Here is a 24792-nt window from a genome sequence, read left to right as displayed (position 1 = left end):
ACTCGACAAAGCGACTAATTCTTATGTACTCTGGAGTAAGTATGGTTAACGAAGAACAGAAGGAACCGGAATTGTTTTTAAATTTAATGGACAATGATGCACAGCTTAATATTGTTAATCTTGATAATAAATTAGAAGCAATGGCTACAGAAGTTCAGCAAAAACTCGCGGTCATTACTGAAAATGAAGCAATAGCAACCCCCTTGCACACACTTTTGCAGGAAATTGAAAAAGCACGTCAAAGCATCAGAGGGCTGGTTTCGATGGTATTGGAAGATGGCATGACCAAAGAAAGCTTTCAGCAGGAAAATAAAGAGCAATTAGAGCAATTCAACGATGTTATTCTGCAGGCGATGCAAAATATTGATGCAGTAAAACAACGTTTTGATGATATGCAAAATCCTGAATGATTATTGTAATTAAGGTTGGGACGCAAAGTATTCTGACGGTTGACGGCACCCTCAACGAACCTGTCATGCGGCATCTGGTAGAGCAAATTGCCCATTTACAGGCACAGGGGAATCAGCTTGTCCTGGTCAGCTCCGGAGCTGTGGGTGCTGGGCGAAAAATAAGCAAGGATTATCTGGCGCGTCAATATGGGCATTCGATTGCCGAGAAACAAGTGTTGGCCTCCATTGGCCAGCCTGAACTGATGAAAACCTATTCGTCTCTTTTCAAAACGCATACGCTTTTAACCGCACAGTTGCTGTTAACCCGGCAGGACTTTCATACCCGACAGCATTATTTAAACATTGCCCGCCTAATCAGGGAAATTTTAAACCAGCGAAATATTATCCCGATAATTAATGAAAATGACAGCGTAGCGATTGAAGAATTAATGTTCACTGATAATGATGAGCTCGCCGGCCTAATTGCTGCCCAAATTAATGCCGATAAGTTAATTGTCCTGAGTAATATTGCCGGAGTTTTTAGCCATCATCCCGATAATCCAGAAGCGCGGTTAATCCCTGTGATTAAAGAGGACAGCGATTGGCCGGCTGTTTCCAGCCTCAAAAGCAATATGGGAAGAGGCGGGATGCTCAGTAAGCTGTCAACTGCCCGTAAAATGTCCCAATTAGGGATTACAAGCTATATTGCGAGTCTGGATCAGCAGAATATTATTTTACGGATTTTGGCTGGAGAAGCCTTGGGCACCACAATTCTGCCGCGAAAGAATACCTCCAATATCAAAAAATGGATGGCTTATAATGCTGACAAACCCAATGGGGTTGTACTCATCAATAAAGGATTATTTGATATTATCAAAGATGGAAACCGAGTGATCAGTCTCTTGCCAGTCGGAATTGAAGATTGTCTTGGCGAATTTAAGAAGGGCGATTTAGTAGAAATTTTATTCGATAATATAAAAATAGGAATAGGGATTGCCCGTTATGACGCCAGGAAATTGCAAGAGTTTTTGGGTAAAAAGAATAAACCCGAGTTTATTCATTATGATCACTTACATATTTATTAGGAAATTGAATGATTAAGGATATCATTTCTGAACTAAAGAAAGTTCGACATGCCAGTCGGGAACTGAGCACGTTAAGTGAGGATAATACCAGTCAAATCCTGCGTGCCCTGGCCGGCAATCTGCGCGCTTCAATTCCTGAAATCTTATCGGAAAATAAAAAAGATCTTCGTCAAATGCCTGAGGCAGACCCACGTTTTGACCGCTTGCTATTGACTGAAGCAAGGATTCATTCACTGGCTGACGATGTAGTGTCGGTTGCTGATTTTCCAAGCCCTTTACATCAAATCCTCGAAGAAAAGCAACGTCCTAATGGATTAAAAATTCAAAAAGTATCTGTGCCGCTTGGTGTGGTTGCAGTCATTTATGAAGCAAGGCCCAATGTTACAATCGATGTGTTTTCCCTATGTTTTAAAACCGGCAATGCCTGTGTACTGAAAGGGGGGAAAGAAGCTGAGCACAGCAATCGTATATTGGTGTCAGTTATTCATAGGACCCTGAAAGACTATGCCCTGAACCCGGATATGGTTTACTTGTTTCCCAATGCGCGAGAGATATTACCCGCCTTATTGAGTGCCAGCGGCTACATTGATGTTTGTATTCCTCGCGGTAGTCAGAACCTGATTGATTTTGTCAGGGAACATGCGCGTATTCCGGTAATTGAAACCGGCGCAGGGATTGTTCATACCTATTTTGATAAAAGCGGTTCTCTGGAAAAAGGAGTGCCAGTTATTTTTAATGCCAAAACCCGACGGGTTAGTGTTTGTAATGCCCTGGATACCCTGGTTATTCACGCCGACCGCCTTGCGGATCTTCCGTTGCTTGTCGCGCCCATGATTGAAAAGCATGTGGAAATTTTTGCGGATGAGCCCAGTTTTGCCATCTTGAAAGCGTTTTATCCGGACTCTCTCCTTCGATCCGCCTCAGAAGAAAATTTCGGACAGGAGTTTTTAGATTACAAAATGTCTGTAAAAACGGTTAAATCAGTGAATGAGGCAGTAGAGCACATCAGCCAGTATAGCTCAGGCCATAGCGAAGCGATTATTGCCGAGGATCCAGATAGCATCCATTATTTTTTACAGACTGTTGACGCCGCTGCCTTGTATGTCAATGCATCCACAGCATTTACTGATGGGGGACAATTTGGTCTGGGCGCAGAAATTGGAATCAGTACTCAGAAATTACACGCCCGCGGCCCAATGGGCTTGCAGGCTTTAACCAGTTATAAATGGCTGCTGTGGGGAAGCGGGCAAACCAGGAATTTGTAGAGCCGCTCCAGCTTGGGTCCCGCGGTCGATGCCGCGGGAATTCGGTGGGTCGATGCCGCGGGGGGTCGGTGGGTCGATGCCGCGGGAGGTCGGTGGGTCGATGCCGCGGGGGTTCGGTGGGTCGATGCCGCGGGGGTTCGGTGGGTCGATGCCGCGGGGGTTCGGTGGGTCGATGCCGCGGGGGTTCGGTGGGTCGATGCCGCGGGGAGTTCGGTGGGTCGATGCCGCGGGAGTTCGGGTGATCATCTACGCAGCGATAGGCCGAATCCCCGCGGCGTCGACCGCGGGGCCCATGAAGGGATTCAGATTTTAAAAATCATGCTGCGCTTCCTGGTCAATAATCGCCAGGGCCTTAACAGTCTCGAGTCCCAGTGTCATCGCCGAATCAATACTTTGTTTTATACGCTGTTTATCCTCTGAAAAGGAAGTTTTATCCCCTACGATAGCCAGTATACACCCGCAGAAAATAGGAACCGGATTCACTTCGGTTTTCTCCAGTTTTGCGCTCATTAAGGAACTTAAGGTAAACAATTGCGCACATTCCATTTCCGTTGCGAGAATCCCGGCCAAATGCATGGTTTTCATGTACTGATCATTTTCTTCCATAAATGAATAGTGATATTCGCGGGCATAAAGGGAGCTTTTGGAATGGACTATCCCAAAGTGAATAGGGGATTGATGCGTTAAAAGTCTGGCAGCGCGATGGGCGGCAATCAGGCATTCAAGTGAGGCAATGGCTGGATATTCCCTGTAGATGTAATCCCATGAAGCTTTATCGTCGCGGACAGCGGCTGTGGCCACTACGATATCGCCGACATGGATAGTATCTGGCTGCAGTGAACCGGCCGTGCCGATACGCAGTAAGCGGCGGGCGCCAAGCATAATCAGTTCATTGATGATAATATCAGCGCTAGGCCCCCCCATGCCGGTGGAGATGGCCGCAACATCTATGCGCTGTCCGTGACTTTTGAGTTTACCCATGTAAAAATTATGCTGCCTTGGATGTTTTCTGACAATCACTTCTTCAAATTGCTGGCTAAGCTCCCGGGCACGCTCATCAGAGCCTGTCAGGAAAATGTAGCGCCCAATTCCATTATTACCTGAAAAATCGTCATTCGTGGCATTTATATGTTGTGTTTCAATGAGCGGCATATCCTTTTCCTATAACGCTGATCCTCTAATTTAATTTCATCCTAGCCTTAGCCGGCTTAACTGGCAAGCAAAGTACAATGCTTTTCGCTTTTTATTCAAATAGGCTATAACTTAGTTAAAGATTCCTGGAGAGCAGAAATGCGCCTGTTAAAACCTTCGGCTGGACAAGCCAAGTCAGGGTTAAGAGCGTTTAGGGAAATTATGCTGGCGGATCCCGAGACGAAAGAGCTTACCGAACTGCAAATCCGAACACTCGAAGCGGCACAAAAATTCATCACTAATACCCACTATTTCCTCGATGAAATCAGTGAGCCGATTGAACCTGATGAATTGGCGAAAGACATTAGCGAGCCCGCTTTACGGCAACAACTGGTAGAAGGCATGGTGGTTATATCCACCGTGAATGGTACGCCCAAACCTGAGCAGATAAAAATATTAAGACGGTTCGCAGATGCATTAAAGGTTGATCACAGCCTGGTGGATGCCTTGCAAAAGCTGGCAGGAGAGCATCGCCTTCTCTATGCCCTGGATGTAGTACGCCATATGTATATTGGCGAAGCTATTTCCAAGGCCTGGCGTAAGGAAAAATTTAAAGGCATTTATAAAATAGTGGGGGCGATGAGAGGGTTTTATCAGGATCCAGGATTGGCAAAACAATATCATGATTTAGAAAACTTGCCCGATGGAACGTTGGGAAAGGAATTCTGGCGATTTTATACGGATCACCAATTTATATTTCCAGGTGAAAAATACGGCAGCCCGGTGATGATGACCTATCATGATATGGCGCATGTCCTGGGCGGTTATGATACGACACCGGTTGGGGAATTGAAGGTCGCTTCATTTACTGCTGGATTTCGTAATGTAGGCAGACCCTGGATTCTATTGTTTATTATTAGCCAATTTCATTTGGGGGTAAAAACAGTTCCCATCGATGTACCTGGTATGACTGGCGAATTTAACCCGGAAGAGCAATTCCTGGCTCTGCAAAGAGGCAGTTTAATGAATGTTGATTTATTTGATAACTGGGACTATTGGCCGGTTATGGACCAGCCGATTGAGCAGGTTCGTCAATCCTTTAATATCTTGCCCGATGAAAAAGTACTGGAAGTTGTACAAAAATAAAACTAATCCGTCCTTCTGAGCTGGAAAGCATGCATTCATTTGTTTGACAGCTCCTTAGCTGCTATTATCTCATACCTTCATTTGGCCATTCAGCTAAAGCATGTGCCATTCTCGCGAAGGCGGTTTTAAATCAAGACAGTATTTATGAAAATAGCATTCCAAATTTTATTAGTTTTAATGGTTTCAATTTCCTCTGCTCATACCCAGACCCGACAAATAGCGATTACCATAGACGATTTGCCTTTTGTGGGAGAGTACAAGAATTTCCACCTGGATCGTATTATTAATCTCGTTAAGGAAAATAATATTCCGGTAACCGGTTTTGTAATCGCAGGCAATGTACGACAGGATAACTGGCCAATGTTAAACAAGTTTCGCGATGCAGGGTTTGGTGTGGGCAACCACACGATGTCTCACATCAATCTGAATAAAGTGGATACCGAAACTTATATCCAGGAAATTGAGGAAGCCGATAAGATTTTATCGCCAGTGCTGACGGAGCCTAAATATTTCCGTTATCCCTATCTCGCGATGGGGAAAAAAGGAAAAAAGGAAAAGGTGCTGAAATTCCTTGAATCCAGGCATTATAAAATCGCACCGATCACTATCGACAGTAAGGATTTTATATTTAACCAGCGCCTTTTATCAGTACCTCAGGAAGACAGAAGGGCTTACCTTGAAGAGGTTAAATATGATTACCTGGAATTTATCTGGAAACAAACCTTAATCGCTGAAGAGAATAACCGTTATAATCACAAACAGGATCAGGCTCAGATATTGTTAATTCACGCCAATATTCTGAATGCCTATGTTTTGCCTGATATTGTTAACCTTTATCGGGAACATGGGTATACTTTTCTAACCCTTGAAGAGGCCTTGCAAACCTTTAATTTTTCTCAGCCGCAGCAGAAAGTAGTCAAAAGAGATAAAACGACTATTGAAAAGCTGATTGATGACTATTTTGAATGGGATTAAGGCATTAATTACACAGAAAGCTTGCCTGCTCATTGTTAAGCGAGTATCAATATAAATTTAAATGGAACTAATTTTATGAAAAAAAGGATTTTTGCCTCGGTGCTTTCGTGCTTCGCCTCGTTTTCTCTAAATGCTGCCAATAGTGAACCCCTGCATTTTGCCCATCAAAAGCTGCAATCGACAGTCGATAGTTATCTGGCATCCAGAGGGAAAATTGAACACTTGACAGGCATTGCTGTTGCCGTTTTCCTACCCGAAAAAGTTGCGTCTTTAAACGGCGACATTCAGAACTTTTATGCTGGTAATCAGGGATTGGCACCTTATGATAAGCCGGTCACCTCGAAGACGCTGTTTGAAATTGGGAGCATAACCAAATCCTTTATCGCTGCAATTTTACTGCAGATGGAAGGCGAGGGAAAATTATCCATTGAAGATCCTATCGGCAAATGGCTGCCGCAATACCCCCAGTGGAAAGCGGTGAAGATTAAAGATCTTTTAAGTATGACCAGCGGTATCCCCAGTTATAGTACCAATGACAGCTTCGACAAAATTCTTGAGAATGATTTGACCCGGCAATGGTCAGACACTCAATTATTACAGTACGCCCAGCCCGATAAAAGCATACCTCCCCGCGCAGAAACGCATTTTGATTATTCAAACAGCAATTATATTCTTGCCGGAATGATTATAGAAAAAGTAAGTGGTGAAAAGTTGGCTTTGCAGTTACAGAAACGATTGTTAACCCCTTTGCTATTGATGAACAGTTATTATCCTGCCGGTGAGAATGGCCAGGCGCTGCTGGAAAAGCTATTACCACAAATGGCACGCGGTTATACATTTGATGATAAAACGCAGAAATTAACCGATATTACTAAAAACAATCTGTCCTGGGCAGGCGCGGCAGGTGCAATTGTCTCGGATATAAACGATGTCGTCCATTGGGTGCAGGCGCTGTATAATGGGAAAATATTTAAAGACAATTACCGTCAGAAGGCTTTAACGGAACTTAAAACAGTCGTTTCCATTCCTGGCGGCAAGGAAATTGCCAATATTGATGCCGATCAAAAGGCTGGATTTGGTCTGGGGGTAGCTTATCTTTATGATCCACAGCAGGAAAATCGTTTCTGGGCTTATGAAGGCAGCACCCTGGGATATCGCGTCATGTATATTTGGAGTGAGTGCAGCAATGTGACGGTTGCTGTTGCTTTGAACAGCAAGGCTGGTGAAGGAGATTCCGCATCTCCCCAGGGAGATGGGATCAAAGATTTATGTCTCGCGCTTTATAAAGACATTACAGAAATTCATCCAGAATATAACTGTAAGAATTTATAATAAGTAAAAAAATAAATAACAGTGTAACCTACTACTTACCGCATAACAGTGTAATCCACTACTTACCGCGACATGTTCGCGGTATCTATGCTGGACACTGCGAACAATCAGGCATGAAATGCGAAACCCTTACTTTAATCTGATTAAAACGGTTTGGTCCTATGGCAAATCCTGGCGTCCTGCCATTGTCAGTTATTATATTGCCTATATCATTGCCCAGGCTTTCATTAGCCTGAGCCCTTATACCTTTGGAAAAACGATTGATGTTTTGCAGCATTTTTCACCCGGCCGCTTACATGAAGTGGTGTACTGGCTGGTGGCAGGAGTTCTCTTATTGCCTCTGTTCTGGCTGTTTCATGGGCCGGCGCGGGTAGTTGAAAGACGGGTGGCCCTGAAAATTCAGCAATCATTTCAACTACAGATCTATCGCAAATTGACCGAGTTGCCCCTAAAATGGCATCAAGACCATCATTCCGGCAATATTATCACCCGTTTAAACCGTGCTTCTACAGCACTGAGGCGTTTTGCAGAAGAGCAATTTATTTACGTAGAAACCATCATCAAATTTATAGTATCAATCGTCTTCCTGTTGTGGATTGCTTTTCCCGTAGGCCTTGCAAGTTTGCTGGCCTGTCTGATTGCAGCATTTATGGTGATGTTGTTTGATCGCAAACTTATCCCGCTTTATGAGTCAGAAAATGAAACAGAAAATCATGTTGGGGCAGGTCTTTTTGACTATATCAGTAATATCACTACCATTTTAACCTTGCGCTTGGCGCAATTTACCGAGAACAATCTCTACCAGCGACTTATGGCCATTTGGCCTTTTTTCAAGAAGGAATCGGTACTGAATGAAGTAAAATGGTTTATTATGGGCATGTTGCTGACCGTAGTACAGTCACTCATTCTAATTGCCTATATTGTTTATCATTTACAAACCACAAATGGGATTTTAATCGGCACGGTAGTGATGATTTTTCGTTATCAGTGGGAGCTTGCTGAGGTATTTTATAATCTGAGCATGCATTATAGTGAATTGGTACGCATGAATACTGATGTCAAAAGCATCAAGCCTATCGAGCAGGATCTGGAAACCCTGGCTCATCCAGTACCTGGTGAGGCTGTGGCTCAGCAATGGCATAGCCTGTCCATTAGCAATCTAACATTTACCCATGAGCCAGATACTCATAGAGGAGACCGTGTTTCGCCTATTCATTTGAATATAAAACGGGGTGAAAAAATTGCATTAATTGGTTTAAGCGGGGCAGGAAAAAGCACCTTGCTTCATTTATTGTCAGGTTTGTATCAGCCGCAGACAGCAGCGCTTTGCATCGATGGCGTGTGTTTCAATTCCTTGGAGCCCTTGCATGCGATTACCACCCTGATCCCTCAGGAGCCAGAGATTTTCGAGAGTACCATTGCCTTTAATATCACCATGGATATCGAGACCAGCACGGAGGTGATGGAGAAGGCTATCGATCTGGCCTGTTTCAAACCAGTACTCGAAAAACTGCCAAAAGGATTATTAACCGATATTCGAGAGAAAGGGCTTAATTTGTCGGTGGGGCAAAAGCAAAGGCTTGCTTTGGCAAGAGGCCTGTTTGCTGCGCGATTCAGTTCGCTTATTTTAATGGATGAACCAACCTCCAGTGTTGATCTGCCGACAGAAAAGAAAATTCTTTCCGGTATTATTGAATCCTATGCCGAATCCACCATTCTGGTTACTCTACATCGTCTGCATCTCCTCCCCCAATTTGATCGGGTTATTTTGCTTGAGCAGGGACAGATTGTAGCGGATGGGCCAACCAGCGAATTATTAAACAGAAATGGACCAGTACAGCTGCTTTGGCAAAAATACCAGTCCAGATAAGCCGACTAAGCGAGCATGGCGAAGGATTCCAGGAGGGAGCCTAGTCAGTCGTCAATCGATTTCCTGAGTTGCCCGCAAAAGATAGGGTAACTCTATTCAATATTTAGTCTATACTATAGGTTAAAATTGATTTAGGCAGGTATTTCTGGTAATCTGCACAGTCTTTAAATAACCAGGTATGGTGCCTGACTTTCAGGTTCAGGTGGCGATACCGTAATGAAGTGAGTTCTGAAATGAATGCAACTGTTCATCCAAAATATGAAACAGTCAAAGTAACTTGTAGCTGCGGCCACAGCTTTGACACTCGTTCAACATTGTGCAAACCATTAAATATTGAAGTATGTGCCTATTGCCATCCTTTTTACACCGGTAAGCAAAAACTGGTTGATACTGGAGGACGTGTTCAGAAGTTCCTGGATCGTTATAAGAAACGTGAGCAATAATTGGTTGAAAGTACTGAAGATTAAGCATGGAGATTACAGGATTCCATAAAGGGGCGCAAAATTATGCGCCTTTTTTTTGCAAAATGACTGTTCATTCTCTTGCTTTTTCTATATGATTTTTTCCGATTTCCCGAAAAGTGAGTGAGAATTTTGGATAAAGATGTCTTAAAGCAACGTGCATTGGAATACCATGAGTTTCCAACTGCTGGAAAACTGGGAGTTTATGTCACCAAGCCGACTAATTCTCAAGAGGACTTGTCATTAGCCTATACACCAGGTGTAGCAGAGCCTGTCCTGGCGATTGCAGAAGATCCTGAAAATGCTTTTAGATATACTGCCAAAGGCAATTTAATTGCAGTAATGACCAATGGCACCGCTGTGCTGGGATTGGGGGATGTTGGTGCACTAGCCAGTAAACCGGTTATGGAAGGCAAAGCGGTTCTTTTCAAGCGCTTTGCTGACATCGATGTATTTGATATTGAAATTGACGCCGAAAATCCGCAGGCATTTATTGCCACTGCAAAACGAATCGCTCCCACCTTTGGGGGGATTAACCTTGAAGATATCAAGGCGCCCGAATGCTTTGAAATCGAACAAGCTCTAGTTGAACAGTTATCTATCCCTGTATTTCATGATGATCAGCATGGAACTGCTATAGTAGTTGCCGCTGCGTTATTGAATGCACTGACCCTTCAGAACAAGAAACTGGCAGATGCCCGTATTGTATGTATTGGCGCCGGTGCAGCAGGGATTGCTTCCATGCGTCTTCTGGTTGCCCTGGGCGCCAAAAAAGAGAATATGACGCTGTTGGATACCAAAGGGGTAATCCATACCGGACGTGATGATCTCAATGCCTATAAATTTGCTTTTGCCAGAACTACCGATGCCAGAACATTGGCCGATGCCCTTGTCGATGCGGATGTTTTCATTGGCGTAGCTAAACCCGATTTATTAAGCGGCGATCTATTAAATTTAATGGCCCCAAATCCAGTAATCTTTGCTTTATCTAATCCTATTCCTGAAATCCTGCCAGAGGTTGCCCATTCCATACGCAATGACATCATTATTGCCACCGGAAGGAGCGATTACCCCAATCAGGTTAACAATGTGCTGTGTTTCCCCTATATTTTTCGCGGTGCCCTTGATGTCAGGGCAACGTGTATAAACCAGGCTATGCAGGTGGCAGCTGTTGAAGCTATTCGACAGCTGGTGCATGAGCCTGTACCTCAAATAGTCAAGGATAACTATCCCGGGCTTGAACATTGTTGGGAATTTGGCCCGCATTATATCATTCCCAAGCCTATCGATCCTCGCTTAAAAGAACAAGTGTCCACTGCCGTAGCGAAAGCGGCTATAGCAAGTGGCGTTAGTCAGATCAAAAAGCGTTAATCCATCTTTTTGAAATTTGTGTGCTTAACCGTCGTTAAGGAGCTCATTTTGAGTAGTAAAAATGATAAAAGGTATTTATTGAGTGCCTGGTTAATTTGTGGTCTTGGTGCTATTTATTATAGCTATGAGTATTTTTTAAGGATCTCGCCAAGTGTTATGGAGCCTGCCCTGCGCGAACATTTCAATCTGTCCGCAAGCGGTTTTGGTTTATTATCGGCTTTTTACTACTATGCTTATGTACCTTTACAAATTCCGGTAGGGGTTCTTCTTGACCGTTATGGTCCTCGGCTTTTAATCACCATTGCCTGCTTTATCTGCGTGGTGGGTACATTCGTATTTGCTGGCACGTCCATCTTTTGGGTCGCGGCCACTGGACGTTTCCTCGTCGGATTCGGTTCAGCCTTTGCCTTTGTCGGTGTATTGAAGCTGGCAACAATATGGTTGCCCGAAGATAAGCTGGCCATGGTATCCGGTATGGCGGCAGCCCTTGGCACTATTGGTGCAATGGTCGGAGACAACCTTCTGGGTATCCTGGTGATTAAAATGGGTTGGAAATACACTGTCCAACTGACAGCCTATGTCGGGATTGCCTTAATTTTTATCCTGTGGTTTGGTATCAAGGATAAGAAAAGCCATCAGAGACGAAGTGGAACAGTGGACAATTTTCGTAAGAGCATGATCGATCTGGGAATTATTGCCCGCAACCGTCAAATCTGGATTAATGGTTTGTTTGGTTGCCTGGTTTATCTGCCCACGACCGTGTTTGCTGAGCTTTGGGGCATCCCTTATTTAAAACATGCGCATGGTTTAACACAGGAAGGGGCTGACTTCGCCAATTCCTTGCTGTTTCTTGGCTTTACTGTTGGTGCGCCAGCGATGGGGCTGATTTCCGACAAAATCAAACGCCGTAAATTACCTATGCTGGTAGGGGCGACAGGTGCTGCAATCGTTATGATGATTGTGCTGTACTTCCCTGGCTTGAATGAGAGCAGTATCAGTATCCTGATGTTTATGCTAGGCCTTTTATACAGTGCACAGTGTATTGTTTTTGCAGTCGGCCGGGAATTAAGCCCTACGGAAGCAGCCGGTACGGCCATGGCAATGACTAATATGATTGTGATGTTGGGCGCCATGTTCCTGCAGCCTCTGGTCGGAGAGCTCTTGGATATGAGTTTTGCCTCTCATGCGGGCACAATTAATATCGATACTTTATCTCTGGATAAATTGCAGCAGCTTTATACGCCAGATGATTATCAGTTTGCGCTGTCAATTATCCCGCTTGGAATAATTATCGCAGCGATTTTGACTTTTTTCCTCAAAGAAACATATGCGAATACAAATGATTGAATCAATAAGTAGAAAACAGGCTTTACTAGGTGTATTAATTTGTACGGTGGGTGCTTTCTTCTACTGCTATGAATTTGTATTAAGAATTATTCCAGGCGCATTGCAGAGTGAGCTTAGCGCTGCGTTTGGACATATTTCTGCTACCACATTCGGGCAATTGTCGGCATTCTATTATTTTGCCTATTCGCCTATGCAGCTTCCAGTCGGCATGCTGATGGATCGCTATGGGCCGCGAAGACTGCTAACCTTTGCCTGTATCTGTTGTACGCTGGGCTCCTGGATGTTTACCAACACTTCCTCCATGCTCATCGCCGGAAGCGGCCGATTTCTAGTGGGGTTCGGTTCTTCCTTTGCATTTGTGGGGGTTTTATCCCTGGCCCTTCGATGGTTACCGCGCCGTTACTTTTCGCTGGTTGCCGGATTAATCACAACCCTGGGAATGCTGGGCCTGGTTTATGGGGAAGTGAAAATTACCGACATGGCAGTCTCCCTTGGATTAATGCATGTATTGTGGATGATGATTATCATTGGGGGAGTCCTAAGTGTTATTACTTTCCTGGTCGTACGCGATGGGCCTGAAGGCCATATCACCCATAGGCAGCCCTGGCCCGAATTCTTTAGCAATGTCTGGCATGTTTTATCCTCTCCGCAGGTGTGGCTAATCGGCTTTGTGGGGGCCTGCCTGTATACATCACTGTCCGTATTCGGAGAACTTTGGGGTAAAACCTATCTGGAGCAGGCACATCACTTAACCAAGCCGGAAGCCGCAAGAACAGTTTCTGCGATGTTCCTGGGCTGGGCGGTTGGAGCGCCAGTGGCGGGCTATTTCTCAGATGTAAGCGGAAGAAGGGTATTTCCACTGGTTGTCGGCGCTATCCTGGCTCTTATCTGCATCAGCATCGTGCTTTATTATCCAGGCTTATCCTATACATCCCTGAATGTTCTTCTTTTTCTTTACGGTGTGTTCAGTGCTACCGAGATCATTGTGTTTATCATGGGTAAAGAAAACAGTGGAGCAAAATTGTCAGGCACTGTATTTGCTGCAGTGAATATGATTGTGACGCTGGGAGGAGTTATATTCCAACCGTTAGTCGGTAAGTTATTAGACACCTTTGGAGATAGTCACGTAGTGGGGGGGGAACATATTTACAGTATTGTAGATTATCAACTGGCTTTATCGGTATTACCTCTTTCATTGCTGATGGTTACCATCCTGGCGTTTTTCATGAAGGATTTCCGCTCAACGATTCAATGAGCTGCCGCATCCGGAGCCATCTCGAATGCCCGCGGCTGCGACCGCGGGGCCCATCCCAACTCTTTTAGAGGAACAGCTCTACCAGCCAGAACTCCCTTCAACTACCGCTAAACACAGCAATCAATTCCTGTGCAGTTCTTCTATTCTCAGCATCACAACTAATGAAACGGGGAACCTCAAAGGAGTAAATGTCGCTACCCTGATAATGATGGCGAGTAAATTCAGTATCATGATTGGAAACAAGCACTGTGATTCCCTTTTCAGCGCTTTCACGTGCAAGAATGGCTAAATCAATTTGATCCTGCTCATTAAATTTGTTTTTGGTATAAGCGGCAAAATTGGCGCTTCGGGAGAGCGGAACATAGGGCGGATCGCAGTAGATAATATCGCCGGGGAGGGCTTGAGCGAAGGTATTTCTAAAGTCTGATAACGAAAACTCCGCTTTTTGGCTGAGCTGACAAAAATTTGCTAATTCCTTAGCTGGAAAATAGGGTTTTTTATAACGTCCAAAAGGGACGTTATATTCCCCGCTGCCATTGTAACGACATAATCCATTATAGCCATGCCGATTAAGGTACAAAAATAATGAGGCTCTCTTCTTTTTATGGCGGCACTGATTAAATTCATCACGAAAATGATAGTATTTACTTTCATTATTGTTTTCAGGAATAAATAACCTGGCGCAATAATTAATGAAGCTGTCGCCTTCTTTTTTAAGCATTTGATAGAGATGGATCAAGTCGGGATTAGTCTCTGCCAACAAATAATTGTCATATAAGGTATTTACAAACACTGCGCCCGAACCGGTAAAAGGTTCAATTAATCGGGGGGCAGGCTTGAGATGAGTAAGAATATGGCTTAAACAATGGTATTTATTGCCGGCCCATTTAAGAAAAGGGCGATTTTTACGCATAATTTCTCATATTGAAACAAGCCTTTCATCTCTCAGCCAAAGGCGCAAGTATTACTTACTCAATCTTAAAACGCAATGCTTAAGAGGAAAATGGCTGTAAGCGCCACCAGACCCAGCATAAGGTTGCCCCCAGGCACAATCTTTAAACTGTTTGTCCCATCAATTTGACGGGCCCTCCAGGTCATTACTGCGGGTAAAAGCAGTAATAAAATAACACAGCAAACTCCCGCATAACCTAAAGCATGCAGATAAATACCCGGATTAATTAATACAACGAAAAGAGGGGGAACAAACGTAAGCGCCAGCGTGCCTTTTCCCTGCAACCCGGATTTCTTCAAGGATAAACCGTCGGCAAGAAAATCGAACAAGCCGATAGATACACCCAGGAAAGCAGTCACCATGCAGATGGAAGTAAAAAACCCAAAGAATCCTGTTATCCATTGACTATGAACGGCATTGCTTAGTGCGTTGGTAAGACCGCTGGTGGCATGTTCGTTTGTCATTAGACTTAACAAACCTTCTTCACCGTCACGGGCAACAACACCCATTATTACTGCGTCCCACAGAATGTAGCAGGCTAGAGGAATCAGCGAACCGTATAGTATAACCCGGCGTAATGCACTAATATCTTCCTCAAAATAATCCCGTAAACTGGGAACAATGGATGCAAAACCAAAAGAAGTAACCAGAATCATGAGGCTGCCGGTAATGGCTCGCGCTGAACCTCCGTTTAAAGAGCTGACATCGACATGCGGACTGATAATGGCTATTAACAGAAGGTAGACGCCTAATTTTCCAAACATCAGGCCTCGGTTAACATAGTCTACGGCCCGAATACCCGCATAAACTACCAGACTGAATACGAAGGTGAACAGGAGGGACGTGAGCCAGCTGGGAAAGGCAATGCCTAATCTTGCCAGAATGCCATTTAATACATCGCTTCCGCCTGAGATATAGGCAGCCAACAATGTATACAGTAAAAACAGATAGGTTATCCAGGCAATAATCTGACCAGGCAAACCCAGGGTTGATTTAGCCATAGAGACCATATTGCTTCCTGCAGGAAGGCGCAAATTGACTTCAAGAATCAAAAAGGCGCCAACTGTCATAATCAGCCAGCATAAAATAAGAAAGAAAATGGAGTTACTGAAACCAACCTCAGCGGTAGAAACAGGAAGAGCCAGCATACCGCCGCCAATAGATGTACCCACGATGAGCAGGATACCGCCGAGTAATTTTGAGTTGGTCACTAATTTATCCATGTTGGTCAATTTGTATCCAGAAATGTTAAATAACAATGGAAAAAATGTCAATAGGCAACCCTTTCCATTGCACGATATTAAAAGAAATATTAGTCAAACTATTTTGCAAAAAGCAAGCCTACTGATTTAACAATTGCCAAATTGCATTGACCATTAAAATAATGGAAAAAATAATAACAATCGACTGAGTATAGGCACCTCCAGGAACTGTGTAGCGTCCTTTGAAGCGCTTCCGGCCGTAAACTGTCATCAGGGCTGGTAGTAGTAATAATAAAATGACACAGAATATTCCCGCGTAATTAAGTGCTTTGATATAAATACCTGGTGAGTAAATAACCAGAAGCAGGGGCGGAAGAAAAGTCAGGATAAACAGGAGGACTCCTGCTCGCCCCTGTTGCTCCATCTTGAAACCATCTGCCAGAAAGCTGATGAGGCAGAGGGATACGCCCAGAAATGCGGTTAACATACAGATCGAGGTAAAAAAATTAAAAATGGAACTGATTAAGGGATTGTTAACTGTCTGGCTCAATATGCCTGCCAATGCACTGGTGGTATGTTCATCATGTAATAATGCTGCAAGACCCGTATCACCCTCAGTAGGTAAAGTACCCATGATAATGGCATCCCAGGCCAGATAACAGAACAATGGAATACAGGAGCCAATCAGGATGACCTTGCGCAGTGTCCTTAAATCATCATTAAAATAATCGCGCAAGTTGGGGATAATAATCGCATAGCCGAATGAAGTAATCAGGATCATGATGGTACCGGCAATATAGCGATAATCGCCGGATATAAGATGCTCGGCCTTCACCTTGGGAGAAATCAGCAAAACTAAAAGACAATAGGCTCCAAGTTTACCAAACATTAATAAGCGATTGAGCAAATCTACCTTTCGGATGCCGCCATAAACAACCATCCCGAAAATAAGAGTGAATAATAAAATGGCCTGCCATTCCTGAAGATGAATATTAACAAAGCCAAGCAGGCTGGAAAAAACGTCAGCACCTCCGGAGATATAACCGGCAAGTAACGAATAAAGCAGGAAGAGATAGCTTAGCCAGGCAACCAGAAGTCCTGGAATACCCAGGGTTGCCTCTGCCATTGAAACCATATGTTTGCCGGGAGGAAGATACAGGTTGGCCTCAAGGATAAACAGGGCGCCCAGCGTCATTACGGCCCAGCAAAGAAGCAAAAACAGGGAGGATTGCCAAAAACCGGTTGCAGCATTGGCTACTGGTAATGCCAGCATTCCGCCGCCAATTGAAGTGCCTACTATTAATAAGATACCGCCAATAAATCTTGAGTTCATTATTTACCAATCCATCAAGATACACTCCATGTATGTTATTTAGTTGCAACAGCTGCCGGTTGACTGAGTGCCGAGCAGTTTAACCATTGAATTTCCAGTCGGCGATTCTGTGCGCTGCCATGGATAATGGAATTATCAGAGACGGCATGTTTATCGCCATACCCTTCTGCATTTAGCTGTTGAGCAGGAATTCCGTTTGCCCACAAAAAGGTTAACATCGCTTCAGCCCGCGCCTGGGACAATTTATCTTTATGTACACGAGAACCGATGTCATCGGTAAATCCTGCCACATAAATAGAGCAATTAGCATGACAGCGTAGCAGTTTTACAATATTGGCCAGACCCTCATAGCATAAATCATTCAATTTAGGAGAGTTAAACATAAAGTACCGATCAGTGGGTACGACTAAGGTCATCGTATCCCCATACTGAATATATTGGATATCTGCTCTTTCCAGGGCTTTCAGGATTGACCGTCTGCTGTCTTTATAGGCGCTGTAGGATAGTCCTGCAGCGGCTCCAATGCCTGTTCCTGTAAGTGTTGAACCGGCAACAGCCCCTGCAACCGTACCAAATCCCCCAATCGTGGCGGTGTCTTTGTACATTCGATTATACGGTTTAAAATTGTTATAGGGAGGCTGATAACAGCTGCTTAAACCCAGGGTTAGCAGACCCGCATACACCAGGCGGCGGGTATTTCGCATCAAAGGCATTCCTACTCCTGAACAGAACAATTTTTCCATTATTAAGGATCCCTTGCAATTTCGCAACGAGCAGAAGAGCTTTCATTGAAAAATATGGAAAATTTTTTTCAATTAAACTACGCAGATGCATTGAGTTTGGGTATAGTGATCTTTTTCTCAATGAAGAAAGTGGAACAATGACCGAAAAAAAAGTTACCTTTTCTACTGCCCTTGCTGCATTGGGCATAGTTTATGGCGACATTGGAACCAGTCCTCTTTATGCGATTAGGGAAACCCTGGGCGATTTGCCGATAAACCGCATTGACGTGCTGGGCGTTTTATCACTTATTTTCTGGTCACTCATTATTATTATCTCTGTAAAATATCTGGTCGTTATTTTTCGAGCGGATAACGAAGGCGAGGGTGGGGGGCTGGCTTTACTTGCCTTGCTTAAACAGCAAAAAAGCAAGCACCGGCACTGGTTTTATCTGATTGCTATCTTTACAGCCGGGTTATTGATTGGTGATGGCATGCTTACGCCGGCAATTTCCGTTACCAGTGCAATGGAGGGGCTTGAGCTGCTGTCCCCCAAATTCGATAGTTATATTACACCGCTATCCGCCACTATTTTAATCCTGCTATTTTTGATGCAATCGAAAGGAACAGGGCGCATCGGTGCAGCCTTTGGACCATTAATTTTACTTTGGTTTATAACAATTGGGGCGCTGGGTCTGGCCCAAATTATAAAATACCCACAGGTTCTGCAGGCCATGCATCCATATTATGCCTATGAATTTTTCTATGAGAATGGTATTCGGGGCTATCTGTTGCTGGGCGGCGTCTTTCTGGCAGTAACAGGCGGTGAGGCCTTGTATGCAGATATTGGACATTTTGGTAAAAATCCCATTCGCTATAGCTGGTTTTTTGTGGCGCTTCCCGGCTTGCTGCTTAATTATTTTGGTCAGGGCGCCAATCTGCTATTACATCCAGAAGCAATTGAAAATCCATTCTATATGCTAGCACCCTCCTGGTTTTTCATTCCCTTATTAGTGATTTCCACGATAGCAACCATCATTGCATCACAAGCGGTGATCTCCGCAACCTTTTCATTAACCAAACAGGCCGTGCTTTTGGGTTTATATCCTAAATTGCCAATCATACAAACCTCCTCTGAACATCGGGGACAAATTTATATTCCGCAAATGAATTTCTTCCTGCTGATAGGAACGATGGCTTTATTGTTTTTCTTTAGAAGTACCGATGGTCTGGCGAATGCCTATGGTATTGCCGTAAACCTCGATATGTTATTAGTGACTACAATGGTGGCATATGCCGCCCGGACAGTATGGAAGTGGTCAATCCTGCGCATCGTATTGGTCTTTACGGTTTTTCTGGTCATTGATCTGGCTTTTTTAGGCGCGAATTCACACAAATTTATGACCGGCGGTTGGGCGCCGGTTTGTTTTGCATTCCTCGTTGCAATTGTAATGTATACCTGGAGTATTGGTCTTAAATATCTTAAAGAACATTATTATATGCAGAAAGGTGATCTACAAAAGATAATCAAGCAATTGCATTACAAATCCCTCAATCATCTACCGGGCGTTACAGCTATTTTTCTGACCGATACCTACGATCGAAGCGGCGGCAGTTTTTTACATTTCCTGAAGCTCAGCCTTGCTGTTCCAGAGAATATCCTGATTGTGAATTATGTGGTTGAAAACAAACCGCGTGTTAAGCCAAACAAGCGTTTTGAGCTGACCCAGCTCGATGAAAAAGTATGCCAGTTGACCTTGCACTATGGCTTCATGGATGATATATCCATTCCCCATGCTTTATCTGCGCTAAATGAGAAGAAATTACTGCCCTACGAGTTGAATGTGGATACAGCAACCTATTTAGTCGAAATTCCCAATGTAATGGCTTCCCGGAGGATAAAAACACTGACATTTTATTGGCAGGAAAAGTTGTTCGCATTTCTAATGCGGAATTATTCAGCGAATCTGAATATTGAGTTTTACAATTTGCCTTATAACAGGACCATTGCTATTGGAGCCTATTTCTTTATTTAAGAAAAGCAAACCGTTTTGCCAATGTCGTCATCGTCTTTGCGAACGAAGTGAAGCAAACCAGGAATGTTCCGATTGAACTTCGATCCGGGTTGCTTCGCCATGGGCTCGCAAAGAAGGTAATCAGGAATTACAGCGAGCACTCCGCATTTAAAGGCTTCTCTGGCGCCACAGTCTGGACATTAATGCCTTTGATAGTAGGGCTGGATAGAGCGTCTTTTAAATAATCCATTAATGACACATCAACTACTTTTCCAAGGTTGGAAGAGGCCTGCCTGAAAATTAGATGCCCATCTTTCCAAAATGCAAATCCCAAATGGGAAACATTTAAATGCGTGCCAATTGCCTGCGTTAAATCCCAGTTTGGACGCACAATTTCAATAATTGCGCCATTGGGAATTTGCATGAAAAGATGAAGGTTGGGATTGCCACTGGCATCAAATAAAGCAGTCAGCGGCAGATAGTCAATTTTTTCTTTGGCAACAGGGAGCTTGCTGCCGCGCTGTTGTAATTGGGTCAAACGCTTATTGGCTTCTTCAAAATCAGGCTTGTTTAGTCGTATTGATTTACTGCTTAAATGTTGATACCAGCCGGGTTTATTGACCACCGTTTCGGCAACCTTAAACACGGGTTGATTTTTTTCATCTGTAAAACTGCGGGTAATATCTTTCACATATCCTTGTTTCTGGTTATTGCCATTCCAATCAAGGGCGGTGAAATGATTTCTGTTGGTAAAACTAATCTTGCCATCTTTATAGCGTAATTTTTGCAAGCAAATTTTGTACTCAGAGGGTGTATTTGCGAGTGCTAATGCAAGAACTGAGGTCACATAAGTTTCACAGTCAAATCCATCCGTACGATAAAGTGTCATCTGATCAAAATAACCGGTTTCCCCTTCGCCAAGAGAACCCAGGATGTAAGGTCTGCCGACAAAAAGACTGCTGATTTGGTCAAGACGGGCTTGCATGTTTAACTTAGAGATGTCAGGAATAGTGTGATATAGTTGCTCGATGCTCTGATCGAACTCTTTTGAGTAAAGATCATTCACAGCATAGATATTAAAGGCCAGCATGAAACAGCTGGATAAAATCATCAATTTTTTGAAAAAAGCCATCGTTAATCTTGATGTTAAGTGTAACAGGCAAACAGTTTGAGGGAAAATTATGCTAAATGCAATATGGTTAGCAATGATATTGCTTTCAGTCTGCGTTGCAATTATTCAAGGGCGGGTCGATCAGCTGGTGAATGCGGTTACTGACTCGGCCAAATTGGGCTTTGAGATTGCTATTGGCTTAACCGGTATTATGGCATTATGGCTGGGCATCATGAATATTGCCAGCGAGTCAGGCCTGATTAATCGCCTGGCGCGCTTATTAAAGCCAATCATGAAACCCCTATTTCCAGAAGTTCCCGTCGATGATCCGGCAATGGGTGCAATGGTGATGAACATTGCAGCAAATATGCTAGGCCTTGGCAATGCTGCAACCCCCTTTGGTCTGAAGGCAATGAAAGAATTGCAACGCCTGAATAACCAGGCTCAGGAAGCCAGTAATTCCATGTGTACTTTTCTGGCTATTAATACCTCGAGTGTCCAGCTAATACCAGCAACTGCTATTGCTTTCCTGGCTGCAAACGGTGCCTTACACCCCAGTTCAGTAATTGTCAGTTCGCTGCTGGCTACCTCTTGCTCAACAATAGTTGGTATCGTGGCTGTAAAACAGCTGGCAAAACTTCCTGTTTACCGAATTAATAAATTAAGTGTATCTCATGAGTGATCTGGCCAACCAATTTTCAAACTGGATGCTTCTTGCATTTGTCGTAGGGATTCCTCTCTATGCTGCTCTGCGAAAAGTTGATGTTTTTGAAGCCTTTGTCAATGGCGCCAAGCAGGGTTTTGAAACCAGCGTTAGCATTATTCCCTATTTGATTGCCATGATGGTGGCAATTGGTATGCTGCGGGCATCAGGCTTTTTTGAGTTATTGAGTTCTTTGTTGTCGCCTTTGCTATCTAAATTGGGAATGCCGACTGATTTATTGCCTTTGGCGCTAATACGTCCCTTCTCCGGCAGTGCATCGACGGGCTTGATGGCCGAACTAATTCATGACCATGGGGGAAATTCACTGATAGCCAAAACTGCGGCGACGATGATGGGCAGTACAGAGACTACATTTTATGTCATTGCGGTCTATTTCGGAGCTGTGGGGATAAAAAGAACAAGGCATGCTATCCCGGCAGGTTTACTGGCCGATGTGGCCGGGATTATTGCGAGTGTTGCTGTTTGTCGGTATTTGTTTGCTTGAACAGGCTGACATTAAAATTAATAAAGCTATCGAATCCACGCGGCTGCGACCCATAGCTATCTACACAAGCGCATGAGAATTAAAAGCCGTCGAATCCCCGCGGCTTTGACCGCGGGGTCCACACGAAGCCATTGAATGTTAGGCACACTTGTTTATGACTACCTGTTACACCCTATTTGTTTGCAACATTGAAACTTGTCTGACAACCATGCTACTCCAACAGACATGGGCCCCGCGGTCAGTGCCGCGGGGATTCGGGGGAAATGCATTTGTGTAGATATCTATGGTCAAAGACTGCGAGGCTTTCCTCCGATCAATTCTCCGGTTTGGCATAAGGCAGAACTAATACCGTTGTCCCTACATCAATAAAGTGTTGGTTCAACCATTTGGCAGCGCCTGGTAAAACACGTATGCAGCCATGGCTTGAGTTGGCTCTTGGCACTTCATAGGCGGCATGAATTGCGTAACCATCGTGGAAGTGCATGCAATAGGGCATTTTCGCGCCGCCTTCTTTACCGCCCTTGGTTTTTGCAATCGGGAATTCGCTGGACTTGCAGTCAGCGCCTTTCTTGTTAAATACGTGGAAAGTACCTACTACAGTCCGGCAGGATTCATCAATATCCTGGCAAAAATCCATACCGCCGGAAGCACTGCCAGTCATGACTCTGTTTCCCCGTGCATCATAGGCTGCCCAGGCATAGGCTTTGGGATCAAAAACGAAAAGTTTTTTTCCACTGGTATTCCAGGTCATTGGGAACGCATTCTGGCCGCGAGTATCATCCTGGTAAGGAGTTGTGTAATGAGGATACCCTGCGTCATCAGTAATCATATCTTGTCTATCCGTCAAGCTGCAGGATGTTAATATCCCCAAAGCCAGTGGAGCAGCAAACAACATCTTTTTCATTCGTTTATCCTTAAAACACTAAGCTCTTTTGTTCTTATTATTTTTCTTGGCTGCACTTGCCAATTGAGCCTCTTCATACATCTTCAACTGTGCAAGAAGAGTGCGGGTGTTCGCCTTAAAGCCAGCCATTTCTCTGGCAGAAATTTCCAAACCTCTTGGCAAATCGACAGTGGTGGGATTCCTGGGAAAATTATTCACATGAAATTCATAATGGCAATGCGGGCCCGAAGCAAGCCCGGATTGACCAACGTAGCCGATGACCTGTCCGCGTTTAACATAATCGCCGCGGGACAATCCTTTTTCAAAGCGCAGCATATGGCCATACACGCTGCTGTAGTTTCTATCATGTTTGATTTTAATCATATTACCATAGCCGTTTTGCCGCCCGATAATCTCAATCTTCCCTGAACCGGTCGCCATAATAGGAGTGCCGATAGAGGCAGCCAAATCAACGCCTTTGTGGGCTCGTCGGTAGTGCAGAATAGGATGATATCTTGAGAGGCTGAATGATGAACTGATATGGCTAAAGCGTACCGGGTAGCGGTTAAATGCTTTCTTCAGGCTTCTCCCTTCAGGGGTATAATAATCAGACTGCCCATCCCGGCTGGTATGCCTGACTGCCTGGTAGGTTTTGCCGCGATTACGGTAAGATACAGCGACAATATCGCCGGTTCCAACCTGTTTTCCATCGATGTAAAACGCTTGATAAATGATGGTAAAGCGATCGCCGGCCCGTATATCTTTGGCAAAATTAATATCCCAGGTGAAAATGTCGGTCATCTGCTTAATGAGTTTGGGAGGGATGTTGTATCGCTTGGCTGTGCCATAAAGGGAGCCATTGACAACTGCCGTAGCAAAATGATTGTGGCTATTCATTTTTTTAGCATCAACTTTGCTTCTATAGTGGGATCCATCCCGATAAATAACGAGATACTGGGTGCTGGTAAAAGGGAGCATCATACGCTCGAGCACTTTGTTTTTGATCTGCAGCTGGATTTCCTGGCCAGGTCTTAATCGCGTCAGGGCTGAAGTATGCGGATTATCATTCAGAATAGTCTGTAAGACTTTGGCGCTCAGGCCTGCCCGATTAAACACAATGGCCAGAGAGTCGCCTGGGCGTGTTTTTATTATCTTCCAGTCTTTTTCTGGCAATGGAGCCGCAGGTTTATTCGGTTTGGCTGCTGTTTTTATTTCAGGTTTTTTGACTTCTGCCAGCTTTTTAGCCGCTTCGAGATTAGGCTTGGGTTTTTCTACTACAGAAGAGGGTGCAGGAATAGTTTCAGTTTCTTCTGCTTCCTCTGAATCGTCCTGGTTTTCATCATTAGCCGGTATTTCCTCTTCATCAGGAATATCTTTTTCTTCCTCCTCCAGCTCCGATAATGTCGTGCCCTTGCTAACCGGCGGCTTGACCTTGTGGGGGAAGGTTTTAACTAAAATAAAAGGCAAGGCAAATGCTATGGCCAAAGCAATAATAGCCAATAACTTGGACGGCTTGCTTACATTATTCATTGAGACATTGGGTCGTTGATCCATGTTTCGCCTTTTGTTACTGCTAACCTCTACTAGAGTGATGTTAAAATTATTATTACAGTGATAATTAGGTTTATTATTACCGTCCCAATAAACAGCGGCTCATGTACCGTCTGTTTTTAAAATATTTGGTTACCCACTGAACAGGCTTACGACTGTTCCGTTATATGGTTCGCCAACTGGGGCATTCA

Annotated in this window: 22 protein-coding genes; 14 read left to right on the top strand and 8 right to left on the bottom strand. The window is 44.2% G+C overall.

The window, feature by feature from the left end; translation table 11 throughout:
* Window positions 1–41: 41 nt before the first annotated feature.
* The 3 genes from DYH42_RS13305 to DYH42_RS13295 are packed head-to-tail and all read left to right on the top strand — an operon-like array spanning window position 42 to window position 2739.
* Window positions 42–410 (top strand): hypothetical protein, encoded by a 369-nt coding sequence (locus tag DYH42_RS13305; protein WP_058525037.1) that lies wholly within the window; start codon window positions 42–44, stop codon window positions 408–410.
* On the top strand, window positions 407–1474 hold the full coding sequence (gene proB / locus DYH42_RS13300) for a glutamate 5-kinase (RefSeq protein WP_058525036.1): 1068 nt from the start codon (window positions 407–409) through the stop codon (window positions 1472–1474). Before DYH42_RS13305 ends, proB begins: the two co-directional genes overlap by 4 nt.
* 8 nt (window positions 1475–1482) lie before the next feature.
* Entirely contained in the window at window positions 1483–2739 is a 1257-nt protein-coding gene (locus tag DYH42_RS13295; RefSeq protein ID WP_058525035.1) for a glutamate-5-semialdehyde dehydrogenase, read from the top strand.
* A 309-nt stretch (window positions 2740–3048) separates the two neighbouring features.
* Here DYH42_RS13295 and DYH42_RS13285 read toward each other — a convergent pair whose 3' ends face one another.
* On the bottom strand, window positions 3049–3891 hold the full coding sequence (locus DYH42_RS13285; RefSeq protein ID WP_058523690.1) for a nucleoside phosphorylase: 843 nt from the start codon (window positions 3889–3891) through the stop codon (window positions 3049–3051).
* Window positions 3892–4029: 138 nt separating this feature from the next.
* On the opposite strand from DYH42_RS13285, the gene DYH42_RS13280 reads away from it, so the two are divergent.
* From DYH42_RS13280 to DYH42_RS13245, 8 genes are all read left to right on the top strand, one after another.
* A complete protein-coding gene (locus tag DYH42_RS13280; protein ID WP_058523691.1) occupies window positions 4030–5016 on the top strand; it encodes a hypothetical protein in 987 nt (328 codons plus the stop codon).
* A gap of 144 nt (window positions 5017–5160) precedes the next feature.
* Window positions 5161–5991 (top strand): polysaccharide deacetylase family protein, encoded by an 831-nt coding sequence (locus tag DYH42_RS13275; RefSeq protein WP_058523692.1) that lies wholly within the window; start codon window positions 5161–5163, stop codon window positions 5989–5991.
* A gap of 75 nt (window positions 5992–6066) precedes the next feature.
* On the top strand, window positions 6067–7323 hold the full coding sequence (locus tag DYH42_RS13270) for a serine hydrolase domain-containing protein (RefSeq protein WP_058523693.1): 1257 nt from the start codon (window positions 6067–6069) through the stop codon (window positions 7321–7323).
* 118 nt (window positions 7324–7441) lie between these two features.
* Window positions 7442–9193, top strand: a complete 1752-nt coding sequence (locus DYH42_RS13265; protein ID WP_058523694.1) for an ABC transporter ATP-binding protein — start codon at window positions 7442–7444, stop codon at window positions 9191–9193.
* Window positions 9194–9426: 233 nt separating this feature from the next.
* Window positions 9427–9636 (top strand): 50S ribosomal protein L31, encoded by a 210-nt coding sequence (gene rpmE, locus DYH42_RS13260; protein ID WP_058523695.1) that lies wholly within the window; start codon window positions 9427–9429, stop codon window positions 9634–9636.
* Window positions 9637–9786: 150 nt separating this feature from the next.
* Window positions 9787–11025: a malic enzyme-like NAD(P)-binding protein gene (locus DYH42_RS13255; RefSeq protein WP_058523696.1), complete on the top strand. Its 1239-nt coding sequence runs from the start codon at window positions 9787–9789 to the stop codon at window positions 11023–11025.
* A gap of 48 nt (window positions 11026–11073) precedes the next feature.
* On the top strand, window positions 11074–12372 hold the full coding sequence (locus DYH42_RS13250) for an MFS transporter (RefSeq protein WP_058523697.1): 1299 nt from the start codon (window positions 11074–11076) through the stop codon (window positions 12370–12372).
* Window positions 12365–13627, top strand: coding sequence for an MFS transporter (locus DYH42_RS13245; protein WP_237759016.1), 1263 nt, complete (start codon window positions 12365–12367; stop codon window positions 13625–13627). Before DYH42_RS13250 ends, DYH42_RS13245 begins: the two co-directional genes overlap by 8 nt.
* A 97-nt stretch (window positions 13628–13724) precedes the next feature.
* Here DYH42_RS13245 and DYH42_RS13240 read toward each other — a convergent pair whose 3' ends face one another.
* The 4 genes from DYH42_RS13240 to cmpA form a co-directional block, all read right to left on the bottom strand.
* A complete protein-coding gene (locus tag DYH42_RS13240; RefSeq protein WP_058523698.1) occupies window positions 13725–14540 on the bottom strand; it encodes a Dam family site-specific DNA-(adenine-N6)-methyltransferase in 816 nt (271 codons plus the stop codon).
* A gap of 65 nt (window positions 14541–14605) precedes the next feature.
* Window positions 14606–15790 (bottom strand): amino acid permease, encoded by a 1185-nt coding sequence (locus DYH42_RS13235; protein ID WP_058523709.1) that lies wholly within the window; start codon window positions 15788–15790, stop codon window positions 14606–14608.
* Between the two features lie 130 nt (window positions 15791–15920).
* Window positions 15921–17114 carry an amino acid permease gene (locus DYH42_RS13230; RefSeq protein WP_058523699.1) on the bottom strand — a complete coding sequence of 398 codons (1194 nt, stop codon included), beginning with the start codon at window positions 17112–17114 and terminating at the stop codon, window positions 15921–15923.
* A gap of 35 nt (window positions 17115–17149) precedes the next feature.
* A complete protein-coding gene (cmpA, locus tag DYH42_RS13225; RefSeq protein WP_237759017.1) occupies window positions 17150–17857 on the bottom strand; it encodes a C-OmpA-like family protein CmpA in 708 nt (235 codons plus the stop codon).
* Between the two features lie 137 nt (window positions 17858–17994).
* Here cmpA and DYH42_RS13220 point away from each other — a divergent pair, with 137 nt between their 5' ends.
* Window positions 17995–19869, top strand: a complete 1875-nt coding sequence (locus tag DYH42_RS13220) for a potassium transporter Kup (protein WP_058523701.1) — start codon at window positions 17995–17997, stop codon at window positions 19867–19869.
* A gap of 127 nt (window positions 19870–19996) precedes the next feature.
* Here DYH42_RS13220 and DYH42_RS13215 read toward each other — a convergent pair whose 3' ends face one another.
* Window positions 19997–20980: an N-acetylmuramoyl-L-alanine amidase-like domain-containing protein gene (locus DYH42_RS13215; protein ID WP_058523702.1), complete on the bottom strand. Its 984-nt coding sequence runs from the start codon at window positions 20978–20980 to the stop codon at window positions 19997–19999.
* Between the two features lie 49 nt (window positions 20981–21029).
* On the opposite strand from DYH42_RS13215, the gene DYH42_RS13210 reads away from it, so the two are divergent.
* Window positions 21030–21641, top strand: a complete 612-nt coding sequence (locus tag DYH42_RS13210) for a nucleoside recognition domain-containing protein (RefSeq protein ID WP_058523703.1) — start codon at window positions 21030–21032, stop codon at window positions 21639–21641.
* The gene (locus DYH42_RS13205; protein ID WP_058523704.1) at window positions 21634–22167 is read left to right on the top strand and encodes a spore maturation protein; all 534 of its coding nucleotides are present in this window, start codon (window positions 21634–21636) and stop codon (window positions 22165–22167) included. The genes DYH42_RS13210 and DYH42_RS13205 overlap by 8 nt, the downstream gene beginning before the upstream one ends.
* A 313-nt stretch (window positions 22168–22480) precedes the next feature.
* Here the strand turns inward: DYH42_RS13205 and DYH42_RS13200 are convergent, their stop codons facing one another.
* Both DYH42_RS13200 and DYH42_RS13195 read right to left on the bottom strand, forming a co-directional pair.
* On the bottom strand, window positions 22481–23071 hold the full coding sequence (locus DYH42_RS13200) for a L,D-transpeptidase (RefSeq protein ID WP_058523705.1): 591 nt from the start codon (window positions 23069–23071) through the stop codon (window positions 22481–22483).
* An 18-nt stretch (window positions 23072–23089) separates the two neighbouring features.
* Window positions 23090–24604: a M23 family metallopeptidase gene (locus DYH42_RS13195; RefSeq protein WP_058523706.1), complete on the bottom strand. Its 1515-nt coding sequence runs from the start codon at window positions 24602–24604 to the stop codon at window positions 23090–23092.
* Window positions 24605–24792 lie beyond the last annotated feature (188 nt).

Origin of the sequence: Legionella birminghamensis (assembly GCF_900452515.1) — a bacterium.
Lineage (GTDB): Bacteria > Pseudomonadota > Gammaproteobacteria > Legionellales > Legionellaceae > Legionella_C > Legionella_C birminghamensis.
This window is presented reverse-complemented; position numbering and strand designations above follow the sequence as displayed.

Excerpts from the sequence above, each read along its gene's own strand:
- DYH42_RS13305 (WP_058525037.1), top strand. The coding sequence starts at position 42 with ATGGTTAACGAAGAACAGAAGGAACCGGAATTGTTTTTAAATTTAATG.
- proB (WP_058525036.1), top strand. The coding sequence starts at position 407 with ATGATTATTGTAATTAAGGTTGGGACGCAAAGTATTCTGACGGTTGAC.
- DYH42_RS13295 (WP_058525035.1), top strand. The coding sequence starts at position 1,483 with ATGATTAAGGATATCATTTCTGAACTAAAGAAAGTTCGACATGCCAGT.
- DYH42_RS13285 (WP_058523690.1), bottom strand. The coding sequence starts at position 3,891 with ATGCCGCTCATTGAAACACAACATATAAATGCCACGAATGACGATTTT.
- DYH42_RS13280 (WP_058523691.1), top strand. The coding sequence starts at position 4,030 with ATGCGCCTGTTAAAACCTTCGGCTGGACAAGCCAAGTCAGGGTTAAGA.
- DYH42_RS13275 (WP_058523692.1), top strand. The coding sequence starts at position 5,161 with ATGAAAATAGCATTCCAAATTTTATTAGTTTTAATGGTTTCAATTTCC.
- DYH42_RS13270 (WP_058523693.1), top strand. The coding sequence starts at position 6,067 with ATGAAAAAAAGGATTTTTGCCTCGGTGCTTTCGTGCTTCGCCTCGTTT.
- DYH42_RS13265 (WP_058523694.1), top strand. The coding sequence starts at position 7,442 with ATGCGAAACCCTTACTTTAATCTGATTAAAACGGTTTGGTCCTATGGC.
- rpmE (WP_058523695.1), top strand. The coding sequence starts at position 9,427 with ATGAATGCAACTGTTCATCCAAAATATGAAACAGTCAAAGTAACTTGT.
- DYH42_RS13245 (WP_237759016.1), top strand. The coding sequence starts at position 12,365 with ATGATTGAATCAATAAGTAGAAAACAGGCTTTACTAGGTGTATTAATT.
- DYH42_RS13240 (WP_058523698.1), bottom strand. The coding sequence starts at position 14,540 with ATGCGTAAAAATCGCCCTTTTCTTAAATGGGCCGGCAATAAATACCAT.
- DYH42_RS13230 (WP_058523699.1), bottom strand. The coding sequence starts at position 17,114 with ATGAACTCAAGATTTATTGGCGGTATCTTATTAATAGTAGGCACTTCA.
- cmpA (WP_237759017.1), bottom strand. The coding sequence starts at position 17,857 with ATGGAAAAATTGTTCTGTTCAGGAGTAGGAATGCCTTTGATGCGAAAT.
- DYH42_RS13220 (WP_058523701.1), top strand. The coding sequence starts at position 17,995 with ATGACCGAAAAAAAAGTTACCTTTTCTACTGCCCTTGCTGCATTGGGC.
- DYH42_RS13215 (WP_058523702.1), bottom strand. The coding sequence starts at position 20,980 with ATGGCTTTTTTCAAAAAATTGATGATTTTATCCAGCTGTTTCATGCTG.
- DYH42_RS13210 (WP_058523703.1), top strand. The coding sequence starts at position 21,030 with ATGCTAAATGCAATATGGTTAGCAATGATATTGCTTTCAGTCTGCGTT.
- DYH42_RS13205 (WP_058523704.1), top strand. The coding sequence starts at position 21,634 with ATGAGTGATCTGGCCAACCAATTTTCAAACTGGATGCTTCTTGCATTT.
- DYH42_RS13200 (WP_058523705.1), bottom strand. The coding sequence starts at position 23,071 with ATGAAAAAGATGTTGTTTGCTGCTCCACTGGCTTTGGGGATATTAACA.
- DYH42_RS13195 (WP_058523706.1), bottom strand. The coding sequence starts at position 24,604 with ATGGATCAACGACCCAATGTCTCAATGAATAATGTAAGCAAGCCGTCC.